At 65.3% G+C, this 24,030-nt stretch carries 33 protein-coding genes; 31 read left to right on the top strand and 2 right to left on the bottom strand.

Annotated features, from left to right (window positions below; all coding sequences use genetic code 11):
- Positions 1–9: 9 nt before the first annotated feature.
- From fusA to map, 26 genes are all read left to right on the top strand, one after another.
- On the top strand, positions 10–2,127 hold the full coding sequence (gene fusA / locus ABIE21_RS11590; protein ID WP_354024963.1) for an elongation factor G: 2,118 nt from the start codon (positions 10–12) through the stop codon (positions 2,125–2,127).
- A 155-nt stretch (positions 2,128–2,282) separates the two neighbouring features.
- Positions 2,283–3,476, top strand: a complete 1,194-nt coding sequence (gene tuf, locus ABIE21_RS11585; RefSeq protein ID WP_188511380.1) for an elongation factor Tu — start codon at positions 2,283–2,285, stop codon at positions 3,474–3,476.
- A gap of 239 nt (positions 3,477–3,715) precedes the next feature.
- Entirely contained in the window at positions 3,716–4,672 is a 957-nt protein-coding gene (locus ABIE21_RS11580) for a hypothetical protein (RefSeq protein WP_354024962.1), read from the top strand.
- Between the two features lie 533 nt (positions 4,673–5,205).
- A complete protein-coding gene (rpsJ, locus tag ABIE21_RS11575; protein ID WP_147783478.1) occupies positions 5,206–5,514 on the top strand; it encodes a 30S ribosomal protein S10 in 309 nt (102 codons plus the stop codon).
- Between the two features lie 11 nt (positions 5,515–5,525).
- Complete coding sequence (gene rplC / locus ABIE21_RS11570) at positions 5,526–6,179, top strand: 50S ribosomal protein L3 (protein ID WP_354024961.1); 654 nt, start codon at positions 5,526–5,528, stop codon at positions 6,177–6,179.
- A gap of 4 nt (positions 6,180–6,183) precedes the next feature.
- Entirely contained in the window at positions 6,184–6,852 is a 669-nt protein-coding gene (rplD, locus tag ABIE21_RS11565) for a 50S ribosomal protein L4 (protein ID WP_354024960.1), read from the top strand.
- The gene (gene rplW, locus ABIE21_RS11560) at positions 6,849–7,148 is read left to right on the top strand and encodes a 50S ribosomal protein L23 (RefSeq protein ID WP_354024959.1); all 300 of its coding nucleotides are present in this window, start codon (positions 6,849–6,851) and stop codon (positions 7,146–7,148) included. The genes rplD and rplW overlap by 4 nt, the downstream gene beginning before the upstream one ends.
- An 18-nt stretch (positions 7,149–7,166) precedes the next feature.
- Positions 7,167–8,006: a 50S ribosomal protein L2 gene (rplB, locus tag ABIE21_RS11555; protein WP_184232716.1), complete on the top strand. Its 840-nt coding sequence runs from the start codon at positions 7,167–7,169 to the stop codon at positions 8,004–8,006.
- 12 nt (positions 8,007–8,018) lie between these two features.
- Positions 8,019–8,300, top strand: a complete 282-nt coding sequence (gene rpsS / locus ABIE21_RS11550) for a 30S ribosomal protein S19 (protein ID WP_188511385.1) — start codon at positions 8,019–8,021, stop codon at positions 8,298–8,300.
- On the top strand, positions 8,300–8,665 hold the full coding sequence (rplV, locus tag ABIE21_RS11545; RefSeq protein WP_188511386.1) for a 50S ribosomal protein L22: 366 nt from the start codon (positions 8,300–8,302) through the stop codon (positions 8,663–8,665). The genes rpsS and rplV overlap by 1 nt, the downstream gene beginning before the upstream one ends.
- Positions 8,665–9,462, top strand: a complete 798-nt coding sequence (rpsC, locus tag ABIE21_RS11540) for a 30S ribosomal protein S3 (RefSeq protein WP_354024958.1) — start codon at positions 8,665–8,667, stop codon at positions 9,460–9,462. Before rplV ends, rpsC begins: the two co-directional genes overlap by 1 nt.
- A gap of 2 nt (positions 9,463–9,464) precedes the next feature.
- A complete protein-coding gene (gene rplP, locus ABIE21_RS11535) occupies positions 9,465–9,884 on the top strand; it encodes a 50S ribosomal protein L16 (protein ID WP_184232724.1) in 420 nt (139 codons plus the stop codon).
- On the top strand, positions 9,884–10,216 hold the full coding sequence (gene rpmC / locus ABIE21_RS11530; protein ID WP_354024957.1) for a 50S ribosomal protein L29: 333 nt from the start codon (positions 9,884–9,886) through the stop codon (positions 10,214–10,216). Before rplP ends, rpmC begins: the two co-directional genes overlap by 1 nt.
- Positions 10,217–10,218: 2 nt before the next feature.
- Positions 10,219–10,518: a 30S ribosomal protein S17 gene (gene rpsQ / locus ABIE21_RS11525; RefSeq protein ID WP_354024956.1), complete on the top strand. Its 300-nt coding sequence runs from the start codon at positions 10,219–10,221 to the stop codon at positions 10,516–10,518.
- Positions 10,519–10,887 (top strand): 50S ribosomal protein L14, encoded by a 369-nt coding sequence (gene rplN, locus ABIE21_RS11520; protein WP_354024955.1) that lies wholly within the window; start codon positions 10,519–10,521, stop codon positions 10,885–10,887.
- A gap of 2 nt (positions 10,888–10,889) precedes the next feature.
- Positions 10,890–11,249: a 50S ribosomal protein L24 gene (gene rplX / locus ABIE21_RS11515; RefSeq protein ID WP_354024954.1), complete on the top strand. Its 360-nt coding sequence runs from the start codon at positions 10,890–10,892 to the stop codon at positions 11,247–11,249.
- On the top strand, positions 11,249–11,833 hold the full coding sequence (rplE, locus tag ABIE21_RS11510; protein ID WP_354024953.1) for a 50S ribosomal protein L5: 585 nt from the start codon (positions 11,249–11,251) through the stop codon (positions 11,831–11,833). Before rplX ends, rplE begins: the two co-directional genes overlap by 1 nt.
- A gap of 156 nt (positions 11,834–11,989) precedes the next feature.
- Positions 11,990–12,388, top strand: a complete 399-nt coding sequence (gene rpsH, locus ABIE21_RS11505) for a 30S ribosomal protein S8 (protein WP_188511394.1) — start codon at positions 11,990–11,992, stop codon at positions 12,386–12,388.
- A 6-nt stretch (positions 12,389–12,394) separates the two neighbouring features.
- Positions 12,395–12,931 carry a 50S ribosomal protein L6 gene (rplF, locus tag ABIE21_RS11500; protein WP_354024952.1) on the top strand — a complete coding sequence of 179 codons (537 nt, stop codon included), beginning with the start codon at positions 12,395–12,397 and terminating at the stop codon, positions 12,929–12,931.
- A gap of 1 nt (position 12,932) precedes the next feature.
- Positions 12,933–13,304, top strand: coding sequence for a 50S ribosomal protein L18 (gene rplR, locus ABIE21_RS11495; RefSeq protein WP_354024951.1), 372 nt, complete (start codon positions 12,933–12,935; stop codon positions 13,302–13,304).
- 26 nt (positions 13,305–13,330) lie between these two features.
- The gene (rpsE, locus tag ABIE21_RS11490) at positions 13,331–14,023 is read left to right on the top strand and encodes a 30S ribosomal protein S5 (RefSeq protein WP_436232330.1); all 693 of its coding nucleotides are present in this window, start codon (positions 13,331–13,333) and stop codon (positions 14,021–14,023) included.
- Positions 14,023–14,205: a 50S ribosomal protein L30 gene (gene rpmD / locus ABIE21_RS11485; RefSeq protein ID WP_184232742.1), complete on the top strand. Its 183-nt coding sequence runs from the start codon at positions 14,023–14,025 to the stop codon at positions 14,203–14,205. The genes rpsE and rpmD overlap by 1 nt, the downstream gene beginning before the upstream one ends.
- A complete protein-coding gene (gene rplO / locus ABIE21_RS11480; protein WP_354024950.1) occupies positions 14,205–15,026 on the top strand; it encodes a 50S ribosomal protein L15 in 822 nt (273 codons plus the stop codon). Before rpmD ends, rplO begins: the two co-directional genes overlap by 1 nt.
- Positions 15,027–15,144: 118 nt before the next feature.
- Positions 15,145–16,470: a preprotein translocase subunit SecY gene (gene secY / locus ABIE21_RS11475; RefSeq protein ID WP_354024949.1), complete on the top strand. Its 1,326-nt coding sequence runs from the start codon at positions 15,145–15,147 to the stop codon at positions 16,468–16,470.
- Entirely contained in the window at positions 16,467–17,072 is a 606-nt protein-coding gene (locus tag ABIE21_RS11470) for an adenylate kinase (RefSeq protein ID WP_354024948.1), read from the top strand. The genes secY and ABIE21_RS11470 overlap by 4 nt, the downstream gene beginning before the upstream one ends.
- Positions 17,072–17,902 (top strand): type I methionyl aminopeptidase, encoded by an 831-nt coding sequence (gene map, locus ABIE21_RS11465; RefSeq protein ID WP_354024947.1) that lies wholly within the window; start codon positions 17,072–17,074, stop codon positions 17,900–17,902. The genes ABIE21_RS11470 and map overlap by 1 nt, the downstream gene beginning before the upstream one ends.
- A gap of 132 nt (positions 17,903–18,034) precedes the next feature.
- Here map and ABIE21_RS11460 read toward each other — a convergent pair whose 3' ends face one another.
- Both ABIE21_RS11460 and ABIE21_RS11455 read right to left on the bottom strand, forming a co-directional pair.
- On the bottom strand, positions 18,035–18,481 hold the full coding sequence (locus tag ABIE21_RS11460; protein WP_354024946.1) for an SRPBCC family protein: 447 nt from the start codon (positions 18,479–18,481) through the stop codon (positions 18,035–18,037).
- The gene (locus ABIE21_RS11455) at positions 18,460–18,963 is read right to left on the bottom strand and encodes a hypothetical protein (protein WP_354024945.1); all 504 of its coding nucleotides are present in this window, start codon (positions 18,961–18,963) and stop codon (positions 18,460–18,462) included. Before ABIE21_RS11455 ends, ABIE21_RS11460 begins: the two co-directional genes overlap by 22 nt.
- A 33-nt stretch (positions 18,964–18,996) precedes the next feature.
- Here ABIE21_RS11455 and ABIE21_RS11450 point away from each other — a divergent pair, with 33 nt between their 5' ends.
- The 5 genes from ABIE21_RS11450 to ABIE21_RS11430 are packed head-to-tail and all read left to right on the top strand — an operon-like array spanning position 18,997 to position 23,848.
- Complete coding sequence (locus tag ABIE21_RS11450; protein ID WP_354024944.1) at positions 18,997–19,812, top strand: hypothetical protein; 816 nt, start codon at positions 18,997–18,999, stop codon at positions 19,810–19,812.
- Positions 19,812–22,169, top strand: coding sequence for a PEP/pyruvate-binding domain-containing protein (locus ABIE21_RS11445; RefSeq protein ID WP_354024943.1), 2,358 nt, complete (start codon positions 19,812–19,814; stop codon positions 22,167–22,169). The genes ABIE21_RS11450 and ABIE21_RS11445 overlap by 1 nt, the downstream gene beginning before the upstream one ends.
- The gene (locus tag ABIE21_RS11440; RefSeq protein ID WP_354024942.1) at positions 22,162–22,764 is read left to right on the top strand and encodes a CDP-alcohol phosphatidyltransferase family protein; all 603 of its coding nucleotides are present in this window, start codon (positions 22,162–22,164) and stop codon (positions 22,762–22,764) included. Before ABIE21_RS11445 ends, ABIE21_RS11440 begins: the two co-directional genes overlap by 8 nt.
- Complete coding sequence (locus ABIE21_RS11435; protein ID WP_354024941.1) at positions 22,752–23,249, top strand: hypothetical protein; 498 nt, start codon at positions 22,752–22,754, stop codon at positions 23,247–23,249. The genes ABIE21_RS11440 and ABIE21_RS11435 overlap by 13 nt, the downstream gene beginning before the upstream one ends.
- On the top strand, positions 23,225–23,848 hold the full coding sequence (locus tag ABIE21_RS11430) for a hypothetical protein (protein ID WP_354024940.1): 624 nt from the start codon (positions 23,225–23,227) through the stop codon (positions 23,846–23,848). The genes ABIE21_RS11435 and ABIE21_RS11430 overlap by 25 nt, the downstream gene beginning before the upstream one ends.
- Positions 23,849–24,030 lie beyond the last annotated feature (182 nt).

Raw genomic sequence — 24,030 nt, 5'->3', positions numbered from 1 at the left:
AGGAACTCCGTGGCACAAGACGTGCTCACCGACCTGAACAAGGTCCGCAATATCGGCATCATGGCTCACATCGATGCTGGCAAGACCACGACCACCGAGCGCATCCTGTTCTACACCGGCGTCAACCACAAGATCGGCGAGACCCACGACGGCGCCTCGACGATGGACTGGATGGCGCAGGAGCAGGAACGTGGCATCACGATCACGTCCGCTGCCACGACGTGCTTCTGGAACAACAACCAGATCAACATCATCGACACCCCCGGTCACGTCGACTTCACCGTCGAGGTGGAGCGCTCGCTCCGCGTCCTCGACGGCGCCGTCGCGGTGTTCGACGGCAAGGAGGGCGTTGAGCCCCAGTCCGAGACCGTGTGGCGCCAGGCCGACAAGTACGACGTTCCCCGCATCTGCTTCGTCAACAAGATGGACAAGCTGGGCGCCGACTTCTACTTCACCGTCGACACCATCATCAAGCGCCTCGGCGCCAAGCCCCTCGTCATCCAGATCCCGATCGGATTCGAGTCGGGCTTCGAGGGTGTCGTAGACATCGTCGAGATGCGCGCGCTCACGTGGCGCGGCGACTCCAAGGGTGACGTCGAGATGGGCGCCAAGTACGCCATCGAGGAGATCCCCGCCGACCTCGTCGAGAAGGCGAACGAGTACCGTGCGACCCTGCTCGAGGTCGTCGCCGAGACCGACGACGCGCTCCTCGAGCGCTTCATGGAGGGCGACACCGACTTCTCGGTAGCCGAGATCAAGAAGGCTATCCGTGGCCTGACGATCTCCAGCCAGATCTACCCGGTGCTCTGCGGTTCCGCGTTCAAGAACCGCGGCGTGCAGCCCATGCTCGACGCCGTCGTTGACTACCTCCCCAGCCCGCTCGACGTGCCCGCAACCGAGGGCCACGACGTGCGCGACGAGGAGAAGGTCATCGTCCGTCACCCCGACGCCACCGAGCCCTTCGCCGCGCTCGCGTTCAAGGTCGCGGTTCATCCGTTCTTCGGTCGCCTCACCTACATCCGCGTGTACTCCGGTCACGCCGACTCGGGTGCCGCGCTCATGAACGCGACCAAGGGCAAGAAGGAGCGCATCGGCAAGATCTTCCAGATGCACGCCAACAAGGAAATGCCGATCGACTCGATCACCGCCGGCCACATCTACGCGGTCATCGGCCTCAAGGACACCACCACGGGTGACACCCTCACCGACCCGAACAACCAGATTGTTCTCGAGTCGATGACGTTCCCCGAGCCCGTCATCGAGGTCGCGATCGAGCCGAAGACGAAGCAGGACCAGGAGAAGCTGGGCGTCGCAATCCAGAAGCTCGCCGAGGAAGACCCCACGTTCCGCACCGAGCAGAACGTCGACACCGGCCAGACGGTCATCAAGGGAATGGGCGAGCTTCACCTCGACATCCTCGTAGACCGCATGAAGCGCGAATTCAACGTCGAGGCGAACGTGGGCAAGCCCCAGGTCGCCTACCGCGAGACGATTCGCCGCGTCGTCGACAAGCACGACTACACCCACAAGAAGCAGACCGGTGGATCCGGCCAGTTCGCGAAGGTGCAGATCTCGCTCGAGCCGATGGAGGTGACCCCCGACAAGATCTACGAATTCGAGAACAAGGTCTCCGGTGGTCGCATCCCGCGCGAGTACATCGGCTCGATCGACGCAGGTTTCCAGGCATCCATGGCTGTCGGCGTTCTCGCCGGCTACCCGATGGTTGGCGTTCGAGGAATCATCCTCGACGGTGCCGCCCACGATGTTGACTCGTCTGAAATGGCGTTCAAGATCGCAGGCTCGATGGCTTTCAAGGAAGCCGCGCGCAAGGCACAGCCCGTTCTGCTCGAGCCGTTGATGGCCGTCGAGGTTCGCACGCCCGAGGAGTACATGGGTGACGTAATCGGCGACCTGAACTCGCGTCGCGGGCAGATCCAGTCCATGGAGGACGCCACCGGCGTCAAGGTGATTCGTGCAAACGTGCCACTGTCAGAGATGTTCGGGTACGTTGGTGACCTTCGGTCGAAGACTTCCGGACGTGCTGTTTACTCCATGACGTTCGACAGCTACTCAGAGGTGCCCCGCGCGGTCGCCGACGAGATCATCCAGAAGAACAAGGGCGAGTAGTAACACCACTCACCGCAAGCGACCGCGGCAATCTGCGGCCCTGTGCTTTGGCGTCACTCGCCCGAGTAACATAAGTACACACCAAGTCGCGAAGCATCCGATTTTCAAGATTTTGATAATCGGATGCCTCGCACCCGAGTCCTGAGGAGGACCCAGTGGCTAAGGCCAAGTTCGAGCGGAGCAAGCCGCACGTAAACATCGGAACCATCGGTCACGTTGACCACGGAAAGACCACGCTCACCGCAGCGATTTCCAAGGTTCTCGCCGACAAGTTCCCTTCCGCAACCAACGTTCAGCGCGACTTCGCGTCGATCGACTCGGCTCCGGAAGAGCGCCAGCGCGGTATCACGATCAACATCTCGCACGTCGAGTACGAGACCGAGAAGCGTCACTACGCTCACGTCGACGCACCCGGCCACGCTGACTACATCAAGAACATGATCACCGGTGCCGCTCAGATGGACGGTGCGATCCTCGTGGTTGCAGCGACCGACGGCCCGATGGCTCAGACCCGCGAGCACGTTCTTCTCGCCAAGCAGGTCGGCGTGCCGTACCTGATGGTCGCGCTGAACAAGTCCGACATGGTCGACGACGAAGAGATCCTTGAGCTCGTAGAGCTCGAGGTTCGCGAACTCCTTTCCAGCCAGGGCTTCGACGGAGACAACGCTCCCGTTGTCCGCGTCTCGGGCCTCAAGGCTCTCGAGGGCGACGCCAAGTGGGAAGACTCCATCCTGGAGCTCATGCAGGCCGCGGATGACAACATCCCCGACCCCGTGCGCGACAAGGACAAGCCGTTCCTCATGCCGATCGAGGACGTCTTCACGATCACCGGTCGTGGAACCGTCGTCACGGGCCGCGCCGAGCGTGGCACGCTCGCCATCAACTCCGATGTCGAGATCGTTGGAATCCGCCCGATCCAGAAGACCACGGTCACTGGTATCGAGATGTTCCACAAGCAGCTCGACGAGGCTTGGGCCGGCGAGAACTGTGGTCTGCTCCTTCGTGGAACGAAGCGTGAAGACGTCGAGCGTGGCCAGGTTGTAGTCAAGCCCGGCTCGGTCACCCCTCACACGAACTTCACCGGTACCGCGTACATCCTTTCCAAGGAAGAGGGCGGCCGTCACAACCCGTTCTACGCGAACTACCGTCCGCAGTTCTACTTCCGTACCACCGACGTCACCGGCGTCATCACGCTGCCCGAGGGCACCGAGATGGTTATGCCCGGCGACACCACCGACATGACCGTTGAGCTGATTCAGCCCATCGCCATGGAAGAGGGCCTGCGCTTCGCCATCCGTGAGGGTGGCCGCACGGTTGGTGCTGGAACGGTTACGACCATCATCAAGTAGTACCCCGCTTCACCTGAAGGGCCCGCAGCGTTCGCGCTGCGGGCCCTTCTGCGTGCGCGGCCGCGTCAATTGCAGACGGACCCATCTCACAGGGCTACAGTTCGGGCGTAGCGCTACAGCGCGCGCTGTAGCCGTCCGCCCAGACTGGCGCTCAACGAGAACTGCCCCCTCACTGTCACGCAGTGCACAGATTTCTCCGTCTGCCGCAATTGCGATCGATCGCCGGTGAGGCTGTAGCGATGATGGATGCCTCGGACAATTTGGTGTACGCCCGCGATCTCGATGAGCTGGTCGATTCACGGCGCGACCATGCTCGCGCCGCCGCAGCCGGCTCGGAGCACCGGGTCTCCCTCGGCGTATACATCCCGACCGAGACATGGGAGGCCGGCACAGACCTGGAGCGTTACCTGCTGCGAGTGCGCGGCATCTCCGAGACGCGGCAGTCCGATCCCGTCTTCTCGTTCTGGTCGGCGGCGGCCGTGCACGGGCTCCCGATCCTGGGCACGTGGCCGACCGACGTGCACGTCACTGTCGGTCGAGCCAGAGGTGGCCGTTCGAGTGGGCAGCTGGTGCGCCACGTCACCCCTCTGCGCCCTGATGACGTCGTTGTCCGCGACGGCATTCGTGTCACCTCGGTCGCGCGCACGGTCGTCGACATTGCGACGACCCGCGACATCCGGTCGTCCATCGTGACGGCCGACCGGGCCATCCATGTCGATCGTCGAGGCGAGGTCCCGCCGATGACCACCCGCGCCGAGCTGCTCGACGTCTACAACTCGCGAATGCCGTTCCACGGCAGCTCCCGTGCGCGCCGAGTGCTGGCCTCCGCCGTCGAGCAGTCCGACTCTCCCCTCGAATCGGTCAGCCGTTTCAACATGGAGGCGATCGGATGCCCGCGCCCCGTCCTGCAGCAGCGATTCGACGACTACAAAGGGCTCATCGGCTTCAGCGAGTTCTACTGGCCCGAGTACAGACTCGTGGGTGAGGCAGACGGCCGGGCGAAGTACCTATCGCCGCAATACAGCGGCGGGCGGTCGCTCGAGCAGATTCTCCTCGACGAGAAGGACCGAGCGGATCGACTTCGCGCACTCGGACTCGGCGTCACGCGCTGGGGCTGGGAGATCGGTTCTCGTGCGGAGGCCCTACGGCGGCACCTGGTCGCAGCCGGCCTGCCGATGGGGTCGCGCTGGCGATGATGGCGGCAGGGGCGCCAGTTCGGGCGTCGGGCTCCAGCGCGCGCCATAGCCCGACGCCCGAACTGTAGCTCTATGGGGCTAGGGCGACGGGGGCGCGAGCGACGCCGAAACTCGGCGCCGCGGAGTACCCTCGGGAGGGCCGCACCGGGGGCGCATCCGCACCCCGCGCCGGCGACGAGACCCGCGTAATCCCGGGCCAGAATCCGACACGCCGGTCGCGACACGCCCGGGTTGCAGCAATGCCCCGAATGTGGCAAACTCGTCTAGTTCAACATTTCGCCGTCCACGGATGCGCGGATCACTCCCAGGCAGTGCATAGTCCGACTCGTTACGAGTAAGGCGACTAGGCCGCGGGGAGAAGAACTCAGCGTAAATCGACCTTCCGTCACCTAGGAGACGTTTGTGCCCGCGAGGGCCGGATGCTCCGGCGGAAACCGATGAGGCAACAGCACGACCGCATCCAATAGTTGCGCACGTACCAACCCGGTACTACAAGGCGCAGGCCACGATGCGATACAGAGAGAGAGTCAGACATGGCGGGACAGAAGATCCGCATTCGACTTAAGTCGTACGACCACGAGGTCATCGACTCTTCGGCGCGCAAGATCGTCGACACGGTAACCCGCGCAGGCGCGACCGTCGTCGGACCGGTGCCGCTGCCGACCGAGAAGAACGTGATTGTCGTAATCCGTTCGCCTCACAAGTACAAGGACAGCCGCGAGCACTTCGAGAAGCGCACGCACAAGCGCCTCATCGACATCATTGACCCGACGCCCAAGGCCGTCGACTCGCTCATGCGTCTCGACCTGCCGGCAGACGTCAACATCGAGATCAAGCTGTAAGGAGGATCCCCATGGCTACCAACACAAAGAGCACCAAGGGCCTCCTCGGCACCAAGCTCGGCATGACCCAGGTCTGGGACGAGAACAACAAGCTCGTTCCCGTGACCGTCGTTGAGATCACCCCCAACGTCGTCACGCAGCTGCGCACGCAGGAGATCGACGGCTACTCAGCCGTCCAGATCGCCTACGGGCAGATCGACCCCCGCAAGTCGAACAAGCCGGCCACCGGTCACTTCGACAAGGCAGGCGTCACCCCCCGCCGTCACCTCACCGAGGTCCGCACCGCGGACGCAGCTGACTACAGCCTCGGCCAGGAGATCGCGGTCGACATCTTCTCCGCTGGCCAGCTCGTCGACGTCGTCGGCACGAGCAAGGGCAAGGGATTCGCCGGTGTTATGAAGCGTCACAACTTCAAGGGTGTCTCCAGCTCGCACGGTTCGCACCGTAACCACCGCAAGCCCGGCTCCATCGGTGCCTCGTCCACGCCTTCGCGCGTGTTCAAGGGCATGCGCATGGCCGGCCGCATGGGTGGCGAGCGCGTCACCGTGCTCAACCTCAAGGTCCACGCAGTAGACCTCGAGAAGGGCCTCATCCTGGTCAAGGGTGCCGTTCCCGGCGCCAAGGGCCGTCTCGTATTCGTCCGCAACGCAGTGAAGGGAGCGTAGTTCCATGGCAGAAACAGCTGGCGTAGCCACGCTCGACGTCATCAACTCGGCCGGCAAGAAGGTCGGCTCCGTCGATCTTCCCGCTGAGACGTTCGACGTCCAGACCAACGTTCCGCTTATCCACCAGGTCGTCGTCGCGCAGCGCGCGGCGGCTCGCCAGGGCACGCACAACACGCTTCGTCGTGGCGAGGTCTCTGGTGCCGGTCGTAAGCCCTTCAAGCAGAAGGGAACCGGTCGCGCTCGTCAGGGCTCGATCCGCGCACCTCAGATGAAGGGTGGTGGCATCGTCCACGGACCCCACCCCCGCGACTACTCGCAGCGCACCCCCAAGAAGATGATCGCGGCAGCACTGCGCGGGGCACTCTCCGACCGCGCACGCGGCGAGCGTATCCACGTCATCGACTCGCTGTCGGTCGGCCAGACTCCTTCGACCAAGGCGATCGTGAGCCTGCTCGCGACCATCGCGCCGGCCAAGCACGTCCTGATCGTTCTCGAGCGTGACGACGAGCTGAGCTACAAGAGCGTCCGTAACATCCCGGCCGTTCACGTGCTCCCCTACGACCAGCTCAACGCGTACGACGTCGTCGTCAGCGACGACATCATCTTCACCGAGGGTGCCTTCAACGCGTTCGTCGCTTTCAACACCAAGTCCAAGGAAGAGGTCAGCGCATGACCGCCACGCAAAAGGATCCTCGCGACATCGTGATCTCGCCTGTTGTCTCTGAGAAGAGCTACAGCCTGATCGATGACGGCAAGTACACCTTCATCGTTGACCCCCGCTCGAACAAGACCGAGATCAAGCTCGCTATCGAGAAGATCTTCAACGTCAAGGTCGCGTCGGTCAACACCCTGAACCGCACGGGCAAGACCCGCCGCACCAAGTTCGGACCCGGCAAGCGCAAGGACACCAAGCGTGCCATTGTCACGCTGAAGTCCGGTTCCATCGACATCTTCACGGCTGTCGGCTAGGGAACAAGGAGATAACTCATGGCTATTCGTAAGTACAAGCCCACAACTCCCGGTCGCCGCGGTTCGTCCGTCGCCGACTTCGCCGAGATCACCCGATCGACGCCGGAGAAGTCGCTGCTTCGCCCGCTGCCCAAGACCGGTGGTCGTAACAACGCCGGCCGCATCACGACCCGTCATATCGGTGGTGGCCACAAGCGCCAGTACCGCGTCATTGACTTCAAGCGCAATGACAAAGACGGCGTGAACGCCAAGGTCGCTCACATCGAGTACGACCCCAACCGCACGGCGCGCATCGCGCTGCTGCACTACGTTGACGGTACGAAGCGCTACATCATCGCTCCGAACAAGCTCAACCAGGGCGACATCATCGAGTCGGGCCCCTCGGCCGACATCAAGCCGGGTAACAACCTTCCGCTGAAGAACATCCCGGTCGGAACCGTTATCCACGCGATCGAGCTTCGCCCGGGTGGAGGAGCCAAGATGGCTCGTTCCGCTGGCGCGTCAGTTCGCCTCGTGGCCAAGGACGGCCCCTACGCGCAGCTCCGCCTGCCGTCGGGTGAAATCCGCAACGTCGACGTGCGTAACCGCGCGACGATCGGTGAGGTCGGCAACGCCGAGCAGTCCAACATCAACTGGGGCAAGGCCGGACGCATGCGCTGGAAAGGCGTTCGCCCGACCGTTCGTGGTGTTGCCATGAACCCGGTTGACCACCCGCACGGTGGTGGTGAGGGTAAGACGTCCGGTGGACGTCACCCCGTTACCCCTTGGGGCCAGAAGGAAGGTCGCACGCGTAAGCGCAACCTCCCGTCCGACAAGCTCATCGTTCGTCGCCGCAATGCCGGCAAGAAGCGCAAGTAGGAGTTGTAGAAGATGCCACGCAGTCTGAAGAAGGGCCCCTTCGTCGATGACCACCTGCTTCGCAAGGTAGTTGTCGCCAATGAGGCCAAGAGCAAGAACGTAATCAAGACCTGGTCGCGCCGTTCCATGATCATCCCGATCATGCTCGGTCACACCATTGCGGTGCACGACGGTCGCAAGCACATCCCGGTGTTCGTCACCGAATCCATGGTGGGCCACAAGCTCGGCGAGTTCTCGCCCACCCGCACCTTCCGTGGACACGTGAAGGACGACAAGAAGGGGCGTCGCCGCTAATGGTTCAGTCCATCGCTCGCGTGAAGCACATTCGCGTAACCCCCACGAAGGCTCGTCGTGTAGTAAACCTCATCCGTGGAAAGCAGGCCGCCGAGGCCCTCGCGATCCTCAAGTTCGCCCCCCAGGGTGCGAGCGAGCCCGTGTACAAGCTCGTTGCTTCGGCAATGGCGAACGCACGAGTCAAGGCGGATGCGGCCAACACGTTCCTGGACGACCAGGACCTGTTCGTCTCCGAGGCGTTCGTCGACGAGGGAACGACCCTGAAGCGGTTCCAGCCGCGTGCACAGGGCCGCGCCTTCCAGATCCTGAAGCGCACCAGCCACATCACGATCGTCCTGACCACTCCGGATGAAGGAAAGAAGTAATGGGCCAGAAAGTAAATCCTTACGGCTTCCGTCTGGGAATCACGACCGACCACGTGTCGCGTTGGTTCTCTGACAGCACCAAGGTCGGACAGCGTTACAGCGACTACGTCGCCGAGGACATCAAGATCCGCAACCTGCTCAAGACGAGCCTCGACCGTGCGGGCGTAGCCCGTATCGAGATCGAGCGCACCCGTGACCGCGTTCGCGTCGACATTCACACCGCCCGTCCGGGCATCGTGATTGGCCGTCGTGGCGCCGAGGCCGAGCGCATCCGCACCGACCTCGAGAAGCTCTCGGGCAAGCAGATCCAGCTCAACATCCTCGAGGTGAAGAACCCGGAGGCGGAAGCACAGCTTGTCGCCCAGGGAATCGCCGAGCAGCTCACCGCACGTGTGGCCTTCCGCCGCGCGATGCGCAAGGGCATGCAGGGTGCTCAGCGCACGTCGACCGTCAAGGGTGTCCGCATCCAGGTCAGCGGTCGTCTGGGTGGCGCCGAGATGAGCCGTTCCGAGTTCTACCGCGAAGGCCGAGTGCCGCTGCACACGCTTCGCGCGAACATCGACTACGGCTTCTACGAGGCGAAGACCACCTTCGGCCGCATCGGCGTGAAGGTCTGGATCTACAAGGGTGACATCACCAACAAGGAGCTTGCTCGCGAGCAGGCCAACCAGAAGTCGACCCGCCCCGAGCGTCGTGATGACCGTGGTGGAGATCGTCGCGACAGCGGCCCCCGTCGTAACTCTGCCCCCAAGGCAGACGCTCCGGCAGCGGCAGCACCAGCAGGAGTTGAGGCGTAACCATGTTGATCCCACGCAAGGTCAAGCACCGCAAGCAGCACCACCCCGGCCGTAGTGGCCACGCGACCGGTGGTACGAAGGTCTCGTTCGGCGAGTTCGGCATCCAGGCACTCACGCCCGCGTATGTCACCAACCGCCAGATCGAGTCCGCTCGTATCGCCATGACGCGTCACATCAAGCGCGGCGGAAAGGTGTGGATCAACATCTACCCCGACCGTCCGCTCACGAAGAAGCCTGCCGAAACCCGCATGGGTTCCGGTAAGGGTTCGCCCGAGTGGTGGATTGCCAACGTCAAGCCGGGTCGCGTGCTCTTCGAGCTCAGCGGCGTCAGCGAGGAAGTTGCTCGCGAAGCGATGACTCGCGCCATTCACAAGCTGCCTCTCAAGGCACGCATCATCAAGCGCGAGGAGGGCGACGCATAATGGCGATCGGATCCAAGGAGCTCGCACCAACCGAGCTCGACACTTTTGAAGACACGCAACTCGTAGACGAGCTGAAGAAGGCAAAGGAAGAGCTGTTCAACCTGCGCTTCCAGTCGGCCACCGGCCAGCTCGAGAGCCACGGCCGCCTGCGCGCCGTGAAGCGCGACATCGCCCGCATCTACACGGTTCTCCGTGAGCGCGAGCTGGGTATTCGGGCGACGCCCGTTGCCGTCGAGGCTCCTGCCAAGGAGACCAAGGCAAAGAAGACCAAGAAGACGGATGACACGGCTCCTGCCGCGGAAACCGCCACTGAAGAGACGAAGGAGGCATAGTCATGGCTAAAGCCGAAGAGAAGACCCCCGTGGTCGAGACTGCCGAGCTCGCTCGCGGTTACCGCAAGTCCCGTCGTGGAATCGTCACCAGCGACAAGATGGACAAGACCATCGTCGTCGAGGTCGAAGACCGCGTAAAGCACCCGTTGTACGGCAAGGTCATCCGCCGCACCTCGAAGGTCAAGGCTCACGATGAGCTGAACGCTGCCGCCGTAGGCGACCTCGTTCTCATCAGCGAGACCCGCCCGCTCAGCGCCACGAAGCGCTGGCGCCTCGTCGAAATCCTAGAGAAGGCCAAGTAAATGCTTCAGCAGGAATCCAGAGTTAAGGTTGCCGACAACACCGGCGCCAAGGTTCTGCTCACCATCCGCGTTCTCGGTGGCTCCGGCCGTCGTTACGCCGGCCTGGGCGACGTCATCGTCGCCACGGTCAAGGACGCGATCCCTGGCGGAAACGTCAAGAAGGGTGACGTCGTCAAGGCCGTCATCGTTCGCGTGATCAAGCAGACCCGCCGTGCAGACGGCTCCTACATCAAGTTCGACGAGAACGCCGCAGTGATCCTGAAGGCTGACGGAGACCCCCGCGGTACCCGCATCTTCGGCCCGGTCGGTCGTGAGCTTCGCGACAAGAAGTTCATGAAGATCATCTCGCTGGCACCGGAGGTCATTTAATCATGGCGAACATCAAGAAGGGTGACCTGGTTCAGGTCATCACCGGCAAGACCCAGGCGCGTGGCGGAAGCCGCGGCAAGCAGGGTCGTGTCATCGAGGTACTCACTGAGCGCAACCGCGTCGTCGTGGAGGGTGTCAACTTCGTCACCAAGCACGTGCGTGTCGGCCAGACGCAGCGTGGTACCAAGACGGGCGGCATCGAGACCATGGAAGCGCCCATTCACGTTTCCAACGTCGCTCTCGTCGACCCCGAGACCAAGAAGCCCACTCGCGTCGGCTTCCGCACTGAGGTAGTCGAGAAGAACGGCGTCAAGCGCACCGTTCGCGTCCGCTACGCGAAGAAGAGCGGTAAGGACCTCTAATGACTGACACTGCAACCACGTCTGAGAAGACGCAGCCCGCTCTCAAGGTCAAGTACCGCAACGAGATCTCGGCGCAGCTGAAGAAGGACTTCGGTTTCACCAACGTTCACCAGATCCCCGGACTGGTCAAGGTTGTCGTGAACACCGGTGTCGGTGAAGCAGCTCGCGACGGCAAGATCATCGACGGTGCCATCAAGGACCTCGTCGCGATCACCGGACAGAAGCCTCAGGTAACCCTGGCGCGCAAGTCGATCGCGCAGTTCAAGCTCCGTGAGGGCCAGGCAATCGGCGCACACGTCACGCTTCGTGGCGACCGTGCGTGGGAGTTCCTCGACCGTCTGATCAACCTCGCGCTTCCGCGTATCCGTGACTTCCGCGGGCTCAGCCCGAAGCAGTTCGACGGCAACGGAAACTACACCTTCGGTCTGACCGAGCAGTCGATGTTCCACGAGATCGACCAGGACAAGATCGACCGCGTCCGTGGCTTCGACATCACCGTCGTGACCACCGCCAAGAACGACGAGGAAGGCCGCGCGCTGCTCAAGGCACTCGGCTTCCCGTTCAAGACGCCGGAGCAGAACTAAAGACTGACGTCGCGGGCCTAAAAAACCTGCGGCTAAGATGGAACGTTGCCCGAAAGGGCAACGTTCCGCTTTTGCACTATCCAAGCAACACCGATCGCACAGGTCGGCCTTCGTGTAACGGATGCCGAAACCAGACGAGATATGGAATAACAACACATGACAATGACAGATCCGGTCGCAGATCTGCTGACCAGACTGCGCAACGCTAACTCGGCGTACCACGAAACCGTGTCGCTCCCGAGTAGCAAGCTCAAGTCCCACATTGCCGAGATCCTGAAGGCCGAGGGCTTCATCGCCGGCTGGAAGATCGAGGAAGCCCGCGTCGGACAGACGCTGACGATCGACCTGAAGTACGGCCCGAACCGTGAGCGCTCCATCGTGGGCATCAAGCGCGTTTCGAAGCCCGGACTTCGCGTATACGCAAAGTCGACGGAGATCCCCAAGGTTCTCGGTGGACTCGGCGTCGCCATCCTGTCAACCTCCTCGGGGCTCCTCACGGACCGCCAGGCTTCCAAGAAGGGCGTGGGTGGGGAAGTCCTCGCCTACGTGTGGTAACCAGTCATGTCACGTATTGGAAGACTGCCCATCGTCATCCCCGCTGGGGTCGATGTGAAGATCGACGGCTCTGCCGTCTCCGTCAAGGGCCCGAAGGGCGAGCTCGCGCTCGTCATCGCCAGCCCCATTGAGGCCAAGATCGAGGACGGCCAGATCCTGGTCACGCGTCCCGACGACGAGCGCGCATCGCGTTCGCTCCACGGCCTCACCCGCACGCTGATCTCCAACCAGATCGTCGGCGTCACCGAGGGTTACACCAAGGGACTCGAGATCGTCGGAACGGGTTTCCGCGTCGCTGCCAAGGGCTCATCGCTCGAGTTCGCACTCGGCTACTCCCACTCGATCACGGTTGACCCGCCCGCGGGCATCAGCTTCACGGTCGAGGGCAACACCAAGATCACGGTTGTCGGTATCGACAAGCAGGCCGTCGGCGAAGTCGCGGCCAACATTCGTAAGTTGCGCAAGCCGGAGCCCTACAAGGGCAAGGGCGTTCGCTACGCAGGCGAAGTAGTCCGCCGCAAGGCCGGAAAGAGTGGTAAGTAACATGGGTCTCGGAACTAGAGGCAAGAGCAAGTCCGCCGCTAAGTCGCGTCGTCACGCACGTCTTCGCAAGAAGGTCGTCGGCACCGAGCTGCGTCCGCGCCTCGTCGTCACGCGTTCGGCCCGTCACGTATTCGTGCAGGTCGTCGACGACAGCAAGGGTTTCACCCTCGCTTCCGCATCGACGCTTGAGGCCGACATGCGCACCTTCGACGGCGACAAGACCGCCAAGGCACGCAAGGTCGGCGAGCTCGTCGCCGAGCGCGCCAAGGCTGCCGGCGTCGAAGCCGTCGTATTTGACCGTGGTGGTAGCAAGTACGCGGGTCGCGTAGCCGCTATCGCCGATGGAGCTCGAGAGGGTGGATTGAACCTGTGAGCGAAGCAACTAACAAGGAGCCTGTCGTGGCTGCAGAAGTAACCGAGGCGCCGGCAGTCGTCACCGCCGAGGCCATCGCGGCCGAGGTCGTCGTCGACGCACCCGCCACCGACACCACGAACGAGCCTCGTGAGGCCCGCCGTGGCGGTCGCGAACGTAGCCCCAACCGCGACCGTGGCAACAGCCGCGACGCGGAGAAGAGCCAGTTCCTCGAGCGTGTCGTCACCATCAACCGCGTGTCCAAGGTCGTCAAGGGTGGTCGTCGCTTCAGCTTCACCGCTCTCGTCGTCGTCGGAGACGGTAACGGCCTGGTCGGCATCGGCTACGGCAAGGCGCGCGAAGTGCCTACCGCCATCTCCAAGGGCGTCGAAGAGGCGAAGAAGAACTTCTTCCGCGTTCCTCGCGTCGGCGTCACCATCCCGCACTCGGTGCAGGGTGAGGCCGCTGCCGGAGTTGTGCTGCTGCGTCCGGCGTCCGCCGGTACCGGTGTTATCGCTGGTGGTCCGGTTCGCGCCGTACTCGAGTGCGCCGGCATCCATGACGTACTGAGCAAGTCGCTCGGTTCGTCGAACACGATCAACATCGTGCACGCCACCGTCGCTGCCCTCAAGCAGCTCGAGGAGCCCCGCGCGGTCGCCGCGCGTCGTGGCCTCCCGGTGGAGCACGTTGTTCCGGCTCGCCTCCTGCGCGCCGAAGCGGAATCTAAGGCAGGTGTCTGATGGCTCGCCTGAAGGTAACCCAGATCAAGTCCAAAATTAGCGAGAAGCAGAACCAGCGCGACACCCTGCGGAGCCTCGGGCTCCACCGCATCGGTGACGTGACGGTTCGCGAGGACAACAAGCAGAACCGTGGTTACGTCAACACGGTCGCTCACCTCGTCAAGGTCGAGGAGATTGACTAATGGCTGAAGAAGAGAAGGTAGCGCCTAAGAAGGCCGCTGCCCCCAAGGCTGCAGCCGACAAGGCTCCCGCAGCGAAGAAGGCGCCCGCCAAGGCCGCCGCAGACAAGGCTCCGGCCAAGGCTGCAGCAGACAAGACGGTCGCTGACAAGGCTCCCGCAGCCAAGAAGGCGCCCGCCAAGGCGGCCGCAGACAAGGCTCCGGCCAAGGCTGCTGCTGACAAGGCACCCGCGAAGGCCAAGGCCTCGTCAGAGGCCAAGGCTCCGGCCAAGGCCGCTGCTGACAAGGCTCCCGCCAAGGCAGACACGTCGTCCGCGACGGTCGCCGAGAAGAAGGCCCCCGCAGCGAAGTCGAAGCCGGCCCCCAAGGCCGACGCCGAGATCCGCCCGCAGGTCCTCAAGGTCCACCACCTTCGCCCGGCTGTCGGCGCGAAGAAGGTCAAGACCCGCGTCGGACGCGGTGAAGGTTCCAAGGGTAAGACTGCAGGTCGCGGTACCAAGGGTACGAAGGCTCGTTACTCGGTTCGCCCGGGCTTCGAAGCCGGAAACATCGGTTTCGTCATGCGTTCGCCGAAGCTGCGCGGGTTCAAGAACCCGTTCCGCGTCGAGTACCAGGTCGTCAACCTCGAGAAGCTCGCCGACCTCTACCCCAAGGGTGGAGACGTCACGATCGCCGACCTCGTCGCCAAGGGTGCCGTTCGCAAGAACGAGAAGGTCAAGGTTCTCGGCGATGGCGACATTGCGGTTAAGCTGAACGTTGCAGTTGACAAGGTCTCCGGCTCTGCCGAGCAGAAGATTGTCGCCGCTGGCGGTTCGGTCAAGTAGTACAACGCTCACGCGTTGAGACCGTCGCCCTAGCGACTGTCAACATTGGTTAGGGGTTGGGCCGCCGACACATCGGCGGCCCACTCCGGCCTCTGCTCTTAGATAACCTGGAGGACTTGTGTTTAGAGCCGTCGCGCGGATCTTCCGTACGCCAGACCTGCGCAGGAAGATCGGGTTCACACTCGGTATCGTTGCGTTGTTCCGGCTGGGATCGTTCATCCCCGCACCGTTTGTCGACTTCGGCAACGTGCAGTTGTGTCTCGCGGGTAACGCGGGCACCGATGGTCTCTACGACCTCGTCAACCTCTTCAGCGGCGGCGCTCTGCTGCAACTGTCAATCTTCGCGCTCGGGATCATGCCGTACATCACGGCATCGATCATCGTGCAGCTTCTCCGCGTGGTCATCCCGCACTTCGACACCCTCTACAAGGAGGGCCAGACCGGCCAGGCCAAGCTGACGCAGTACACGCGTTACCTGACCATCGCCCTCGGCATCCTGCAGTCCACGACGCTCATCACCGTGGCCAGAAGCGGCGCGCTCTTCCCGTCGAACTCCGGCATCGCCGAGTGCAACAACCTCATCACCAACGACGCCTGGTACGCCATCATGCTCATGGTCATCACCATGACCGCCGGCACCGGCCTCATCATGTGGATGGGCGAGCTCATCACCGAGCGCGGCATCGGCAACGGCATGTCGCTCCTCATCTTCACCTCGATCTCCGCCACCTTCCCCTCCGCTCTCTGGGCCATCCAGCAGTCGAAGGGCTGGGATGTCTTCGTTCTGACGCTGATCGTCGGTGTCATCATCATGGCCGCGGTCGTGTTCGTCGAACAGTCGCAGCGGCGTATCCCCGTGCAGTACGCGAAACGGATGGTCGGTCGGCGCACCTACGGCGGAAACAACACCTACATCCCGATCAAGGTCAACATGGCCGGCGTCGTGCCCGTCATCTTCGCCTCGTCGCTGCTGTACCTGCCGGCCCTCATCGCGCAGTTCAACCAGCCCGCGGCCGGCGAGACCCCCTCGGCGTGGGTCACCTGGATCCAGAACAACCTCACCTCGGGCGACAACCCGCTGTACATGGCTGTCTACTTCCTCCTCATCATCGGCTTCACCTACTTCTACGTCGCGATCACCTTCAACCCCGAAGAGGTCGCCGACAACATGAAGAAGTACGGCGGGTTCATCCCGGGCATCCGTGCCGGTCGTCCGACCGCCGAGTACCTCGACTACGTGCTGACCCGTGTGACCCTGCCCGGTTCGCTCTACCTCGGCCTGATCGCGCTCATCCCCCTCATCGCCCTGGCGACCGTGGGTGCCAACCAGAACTTCCCGTTCGGTGGCGCGAGCATCCTGATCATCGTCGGCGTCGGACTCGAGACGGTCAAGCAGATCGACTCGCAGCTGCAGCAGCGTCACTACGAAGGCCTTCTCCGTTGACCCGGCTCCTTATCGTCGGCCCTCCCGGCGCTGGTAAGGGAACCCAGGCGGCTCGCATCACCGCCGCCTACGGCATACCCGACGTCTCGACCGGCGACATCTTCCGGGCGAACATCAAGAACCAGACGCCGCTCGGCGTGCAGGTCAAGGCGATCATCGACTCGGGAGACTACGTCTCGAACGATCTGACCAACGCTCTCGTCAAGAGCCGCCTCGAAGAAGACGACGCCCTCGGCGGCTTCCTTCTCGACGGCTACCCGCGCACGCTCGAGCAGGTCGCGTACCTCGACGAGCTGCTCGCGAGCAAGGGACAGGCGCTCGACGCCGTCATCCAGCTCGTCGCCGACCAGGACGCGGTCGTCGCGCGGCTGCGCAAGCGCGCCATCGAACAGGGCCGCACCGACGACACCGAAGAGGCCATCCGGCACCGCCAGGAGGTCTACGCGCGCGAGACCTCGCCGCTCATCGACGTCTTCCGCGATCGCGGCCTGCTGATCGAGGTCGACGGCCTCGGTGAGATCGACGACGTGGCCCGCCGCATCTCCGACGCACTCGCCGCCCGCGGGATCACCGCTGTCGAATCATCCGTAGAAACGGCCTAGTGGCTTTCCGCTCCAGTATCTACAAGACGTCCGCCGAGCTCAGGCTCATGGTCGAACCGGGCCTGATCACGGCCGCCGCGCTCGACGCCGTGCGCGCCGCGATCGTGCCGGGCGTCACCACCCTCGAGCTCGACGCGATCGCCGAGAGGGTGATCCGCAACGCGGGTGCCGAGCCGAATTTCATGCTCGTGCCCGGCTACCGCCACACGATCTGCGCCTCGGTGAACGAGGAGGTCGTGCACGGCATCCCCGGCGCGCGCGTCATCCAGCCCGGCGACGTCGTGTCGATCGACTGCGGCGCCCAGCTGAACGGCTGGAACGGCGACTCCGCATTCACCGTCGTCGTGCCGGATGCGTCGAGACCCGAGGTCGTCGCCGAGAGACAACGGCTCGCGGATGTCACGGAGCAGTCCCTCTGGGCCGGGATAGCCGCGCTCGCCACGGTCAAACGCCTGAACCACGTCGGGGCGGCGATCGAGGAGTACATCGAGTCGCAGGGCGACTTCGGGATCATCGAGGACTACACCGGACACGGAATCGGGCGCTCGATGCACGAGGACCCGCCCGTGTTCAACTACCGGGTTCGCGAGAAGGGGCCGGAGGTCAAGAACGGCCTCGCCGTCGCCATCGAGCCCATGCTCACAGCGGGAACGATCGACACCGTCACCCTCGACGACGACTGGACGGTCGCGACGACCGACGGCACGATGGCCGCGCACTGGGAGCACTCGATCGCCGTGCACCCCGGCGGCATCTGGGTGCTCACCCTGGCCGACGGCGGCGCCGCGGGCCTCGCGCAGTACGGCATCACCCCCGCCCAGATCGCCTGACGTCCCGCTGCTCTCGCTTCCCGAGAGGGACCCCGGGGCCGGCAGGGCTACAGTTCGGGCGTGCGGCTGCTGCGCGCGCGGTAGCCCGACGCCCGAACTGTAGCCCTACGGGATGGCGGTGGGGTGGGAGGGTCAGTCGTCCGACTCGAGGATCAGCTTGAGGTTGTCGAGCATCTGCTCCAGCGTGTGCTGGTTGATGCGGTCGAGCAGCTTGTTGTTCACGATCTTCTCGACGACGGTCGTCGGGATGTCGTAGACGACCTCGCTCGTGACCCGGGTCGTGCCGTCGCCCAAGTCTTCGAAGACGTAGTCCCAGGTGGCGTTCACATCGCCGGTCGTGCGCAGGGTGACCTGCTTGTCGCGCTCGAACGTGATGCCCTCGGCTTTGCCGCGCAGGTCGGCGCCGGCCATGTTGAAGCGCCAGTCGAAGGTCTGGTTGACGCCGGGGGTCTCCGGCTCGATGTTCGTGTTCTCGTTGAGGTTCGGGATGAACGCCGGGCCGTTGACCGCAGACGCGGTGTAGTCGAACACCTCGCTCACGGGCGTGCGGATGACGATTAGGGCTTTCGCGGTTGCCATGACTCTCCTCGGTTGGTTGGCACCCACCCTACGGTGAGCACCAGATTCTGAATGGTCTTGCGGAGCACGTTCTGAAAGAGCACCAGCTTCTTGGTGCGGCGGATGCGGAATCCGATGACCGTCACGCGGCCGAACCCGCCGACGTGCGCCGCTCCGATGCCGGCCAGCGCGTACGAGGCATCCGGTCGTCCGATCTTCAACCGCACCATGCCGGCGGCCTTCACGATCGACGCCTCCACCTGGTCGCGCGGCACTCCGATCACGACCCACGGCCGCCAGACCACGCCGACGACGGCCTGCAGCACGAGCAGAGACCAGAGAAAGGGGGCGAGCGCGCTCAGGCATACTAGGAACAGAGCGAGGGCCACGGCGGGCTCGGCTCCGCGCAGCAGAACGGGTCGGTTCTTCGCCAGCGGCACGGCCGCGAGGTGCAGCACCAGGAGCAGAACGACAGCGGCAACTACACAGAGGGCGATGAGCATCGTGGTCACAGTATGAGGTCGGTGGTCGTCTACATGCAAGAGAGGTTCCCGCTGCCCCTCGTGTCGCTGCTCGCCGCGAGCTTCGCGGTGCTGAGCCTCGCCCTCTTCGGCGCGGATCCCGCCGGCTCGCCGCGCTGGTGGGCGCAGCTCGTTCTGCTCGCCCTCGTCTTCCTGGCGCTGTTGCTGCGCTACCGCGTGACCGACGAGTGGAAGGACTTCGCTCACGACAGCTCGGTCTATCCTCGGCGGCCGCTCCAGCGTGGCGCGATCTCGGTGCGCACGCTGATGCTGCTCGGCATAGCGGCCCTCGCCCTCGAACTCGGGGGAGTGGTGGCCGTCTCCGGCGGTCCCGGCCTGCTCGCCTACCTGCCGGTGCTCGTCCTCTCGGCGATCACCGCGGTCGAGTTCTTCGCCCGGCGGGTGCTCGCCCGCCGGTTCACACTGAGCTTCGTGCTGCACGAGCTGGTCTACCTGCCGCTCTTCGGCTGGGCCGCCTTCGCGCTCGGCGCGCCGCTCACGGCCGGCACTCTCGCCGGGGTGGCGGCCGGGACCCTGTTGTTCGTCGTCGCCGAGGTGGTGCGCAAGTTCGAGCCCCGGTTCGCCCCCGACGGCGCCATGGTCGCCGACACCTACTCCGCAGTCTGGGGGCGCACCGCGGCTATCGTGGTGATCGTGCTCTCCCTGCTGGCCTCGGCCCTCCTCGCCGTCGCCGCGGGTGCCGGCGTCGTCGTGACGGTCGTCGCCGCCGCGTTCTGCGTCGCGATCGCGGCGCTGCGGCGCTCCGACCGCGCAGTCATGGTGCTCGGCGGGCTGAGTGTTCCCGCTCTGGCGGCGGCGATGCTGTCGTGATGCTCACCGAGCCGTCCGTCACGGCGGTCGGCAGCAAGGCGCGCGGCCTGCAGGTGCTGCGCGCGACCTACGGGCAGCTCGTGCCCGACTTCGTCGTGCTCCCGATCGCCGACATCGTGGTCGACTGGCCCGCCGTGCGCGACCGGTGCGAAACCCTCGTGGCCGGTTACCTCGCCGGCACGGTCGACGACGCCGAATACGACGCGCGCGCCACCGGCATCGCGGCCGGCCTCGCCCTGAAAGGCGTTCCCGCCTCGCAGTGGCCGGCGGCGAGTGTGCGCACGTCGGCCCTCGCCGAGGACGGCCTCACCGACTCCTTCGCCGGCCAGTACCTCACCACCCTCGACTGCGCCCCGGCCGACATCACCGAGGCGGTACGGGCCAGCGTCGCGAGCCTCTTCTCCCGCGCCGTCGCCAGCTACGCCCGGCTGAAGGGCATGACCGGCCTCGAGGTCGGCGGCAGCGTCGTCGTGCAGCGCATGTTCCACGGCGACCTCACAGGCGTGTTGTTCAGCGAGAACGGCCGCGCCGAGGTCGAGCTGGCGTATTCGGCCGGCGCCCGCAACACCACGGTCGACGGTGACGACGCCGAGAGCCTCGTCGTCTCCAAGCTCTCCGCCCTGCCCGCGAAGCTGCCCGTTCCGCGGCGTCTCATCGAGATAGCCCTCGAGCTCGAGAAGCAGCACGGCCACCCCGTCGACGTCGAGTGGGCGGTGCGCGGCGGCGCCATCGCGCTGCTGCAGGTGCGACCGCAGACCGTCGCGCAGCTCGGCTACGAGCTCGCCTGGGACTGCTCGAACATCGCCGAGAACTACCCCGGCGTCACCCTGCCGCTCAGCTACTCGTTCATCCGCGGGCTCTACTCGCGCGTGTATCCGAACTTCTTCCGGCTGCTCGGCGTCGGCGAGCGGCAGATCGCCGACAGCGCCCACGTGTTCCAGAACACGCTCGGCTACCTGCACGGCCACGTCTACTACCAGATCGACAACTGGTACGAGATGGTCAAGCTCATCCCCGGATCCCGCCACAACCAGGCATTCTTCGCCGCGATGCTGCAGCCGGCACGACACGGCGGCCCGCGGGACAAAGCCAAGCCCGGACTCCGCGGGGCCATCGTGCTCGCGGCCCTCGGCATCCGTCTCGGCCTTCTCATGACGCGGGCGGATGCGCGCAGCCGCCGCTTCAAACGGCAGTTCGCAGAGCGGCTGAACCGATACGACTCCCTCGACTGGCGGTCGTTGCGCGCCGACGCGATCCTGACGACCCTCGAACGCATCCGCACCGACCTGCTCTCCTTGTGGGCGACGCCGATCCTCAACGACCTGCGGGTGATGGTGTTCCACGGGCTGCTGAAGACCTGGTGCTTCGGGCCCGAGCGGCACGCCGACTACCTCGCCTACCTGCGCGGGCTCACCGACCGCGCGTCGATCGCCCCGCTGCGCGCACTAGCGACCCTCGGCGAGCGGCTGCGCGCGAGCCACGGCACCGACGTCGCAGCCGTGCTCGCCGACCCCGCATCGCTCGAACTCGTGACCGCCTACGTGCGCGAGTTCGGCGACCGCACCCCCGACGAACTGCAGCTCGAGAACCCGCGCCTCGGCGAGAACCTCGGGTCGATCGTGACCCTGGCGCTCGGCACCTCGCCCTCCCGAGCGGAGCCCGCGGCCGCCCCCGAGATCGGCAACCTCCGGTTCGGCACCGCGTTCATCGGCCGCGAGACGCGTAAGGCCATCGACTGGCGCGAGCGCTTCCGTTTCAACCGCGCCCAGGTCTACGGCCTGGCGCGATCGCTCTACGTCGCGCTCGGCGAGCGACTCGTCGCCGACGGTGCGCTCGACAGGGGCGACGACGTGTTCTGGCTGACCGAGCAGGAACTGGATGCGGCGGTCTTCGGGCACTCGTGGGACTCCGACCTCCGCGCCACCGTGGCTCGCCGCCGCGGCGAGTACGACGGTTTCGCGGCCGCCGACCTCGCGAGGCGGATGGTCGGCAGCGGGCTCGTCGCCCCGCGCAGCCTCGCCGGCGACGTGCCGACCGGAGCCGCGGGCGAGCTCGCAGGCATGGGCGTCGCGCCGGGTGTGCTCACCGCCGAGGTGCTCGTCGTCGACGCGTTCGACCCCGCGCTCGACGTACGCGGCAAGATCCTGGTGACCTCGCACATCGACCCCGGCTGGACCCTCCTCTTCGTACAGGCGGCGGGCGTCGTCACCGAACGCGGCAACGCCCTCTCCCACGTGGCGATCATCGCGCGCGAGCTCGGCATGCCCGCGGTCGTCGCGGCGGTAGGTGCCACGACGCGACTGGTGTCAGGGCGGAGGATCACCATCAACGGAACCACGGGAGCGATCGATGCGTAGCAGCTACTGGGTGCGCACGATCGGGCCGGCCGGTGCCGTGTCGCTGCTCAGCCTCGCCGTGGCGTGGGCGGCCATCGGGCTCGCAGTCACCGGGCAGCTGCGGGCGAGCGTGTTGTGCGCGCTCCTCGCGTTCCTGCTCGACATGGCCGACGGCTACATCGCCCGCCGGTTCAAGGTGTCGAGCGAGTTCGGCCGGCAGCTCGACAGCATGATCGACGTGATCAACTACTCGGTCTACGCCGCCGTGCTCTCCGCCTTCTACCTGGCGCCCGGCGTGCTCGGCTGGGCCCTCGGGTTCGTCATCGTCGCCACCGGCATCCTGCGCCTGTTGCGGTTCAACATCGAGGGCTTCACCGACGACGAACCGATCAAGTACTACCGCGGCATCGTGGTCGTGCACCTCTCGCTCGCCGCCATCACCCTGCTGCTGCTCAAGCAGTGGCTCGGCGACGTCGCCTGGCTCAGCGTCGTGGTGCTCGCCGTGCTGTCGGTGCTGCAGCTCAGCCTCATCCGCATCCGGAAGACCGGCAGGCAGGCGCTGTGGGCGAGCCTCGTCGTGCCTCTCGCGGTCGGCGCGATCCTGTGGCTGAGGTAGCGCGCCACTTCGAGCGTTCGCGTCACCGTCGGATCGCGGACGCCGTGCTCGAGCGCGCCGCCTCCGCCCCCGAGATCACCACGCGCCCGCGGGCGGTGCTGCTGCGCGCGCTGCGCCATGGCAGGCTCGTCGTCGCGCACGACGGCGACGCGGTGGCCGGCTGGTTCCTCTCCGAGCCCTGCGGCCGGGGCGTGCACGAGCTGGGCTTCCTCTTCGTCGATCCGTCGGTGCGCGGCGACGGAGTGCTGCTCGACCTGCTCGACACAGCACTCGCGATCGAGCCGCACGCCGTGTCCGTGACGTTCCGGCCCGACTTCGCCCGCTGGCTGATCCGCGCGAAGGGCTTCCGGCGCGTGCCGCTCACGACGGTGACCCGGGTCTCACGCGGATGTTTCCTGCTGCGCCGGCTGGCGCCAGGGCGGCTCGGCGTCGCACTGCGACGCACCAGCGCAGGCGAGGCATGGTATCTGGTGCGCGGCGCGTGATCGTCTTCCTCGCCGCGACCGTGGTGCTGGTCGCCTGCCTCGCGACGCTCGAGACGCTCGTGCGCCGGGCCGGATGGCGGCACGAGACCACGAGGCGCATCGCCCACGTGCTCGCCTGCCTCTACGCCGTCGTGAGCCATTCGGTGCTGCCGCTCTGGGCGTTCGTGCTGGCGTGCAGCGTCTTCCTCGTCGTTCTCGTGGTGTCCCGCAGGCTGCGGGTGCTCACCGCGGTGCACGTCACCCGGCGCGACTCGCTCGGCGAGGTGTACCTGCCGGGTGGCATCATCATCGCGGCGCTCGCCGGAGAGACGGCCGGCTCCGACGACGTCTTCCTGGCGAGCATCCTGATTCTGGCCTTTGCGGATGTCGCGGCCGGCGTCACTGGCGACATCCTGCGCTCCCCGACCAAGACGTGGTGGGGGTCCCTGGTGTTCTTCCTCGTGGCGGGTGTCGTCGCCGTCGCCTGCGGATTCCCCCCGCTCACCGCCCTCGCGGTGGCCACCGTCACCGCCGGGGTCGAGCGCGTGTCGTCGCGCGGAACAGACAACCTCAGCGTGCCGCTCGCCGCGGGCATGCTGCTGGCGCTGCTGCCGCGCTGACGCCGACCTCCGCCCCGCCCCGCGCCCGTGTCGGCCCGAGCCGCGCGGGCACGGGCGCCGCCGAGAGTGCAGTTATCGCCCATCTCACGCTCCGATCGGGGGCAAGAGTGCACTCTCGTCGAGCCGGCCGGCTCTGCGCGGTACGCCAGGGGGCGTGCCCATCCGGGCGCGCTGCCGTGTCA

The organism is Conyzicola nivalis (assembly GCF_040548875.1).
GTDB lineage: Bacteria > Actinomycetota > Actinomycetes > Actinomycetales > Microbacteriaceae > Conyzicola > Conyzicola nivalis_A.
This window is presented reverse-complemented; position numbering and strand designations above follow the sequence as displayed.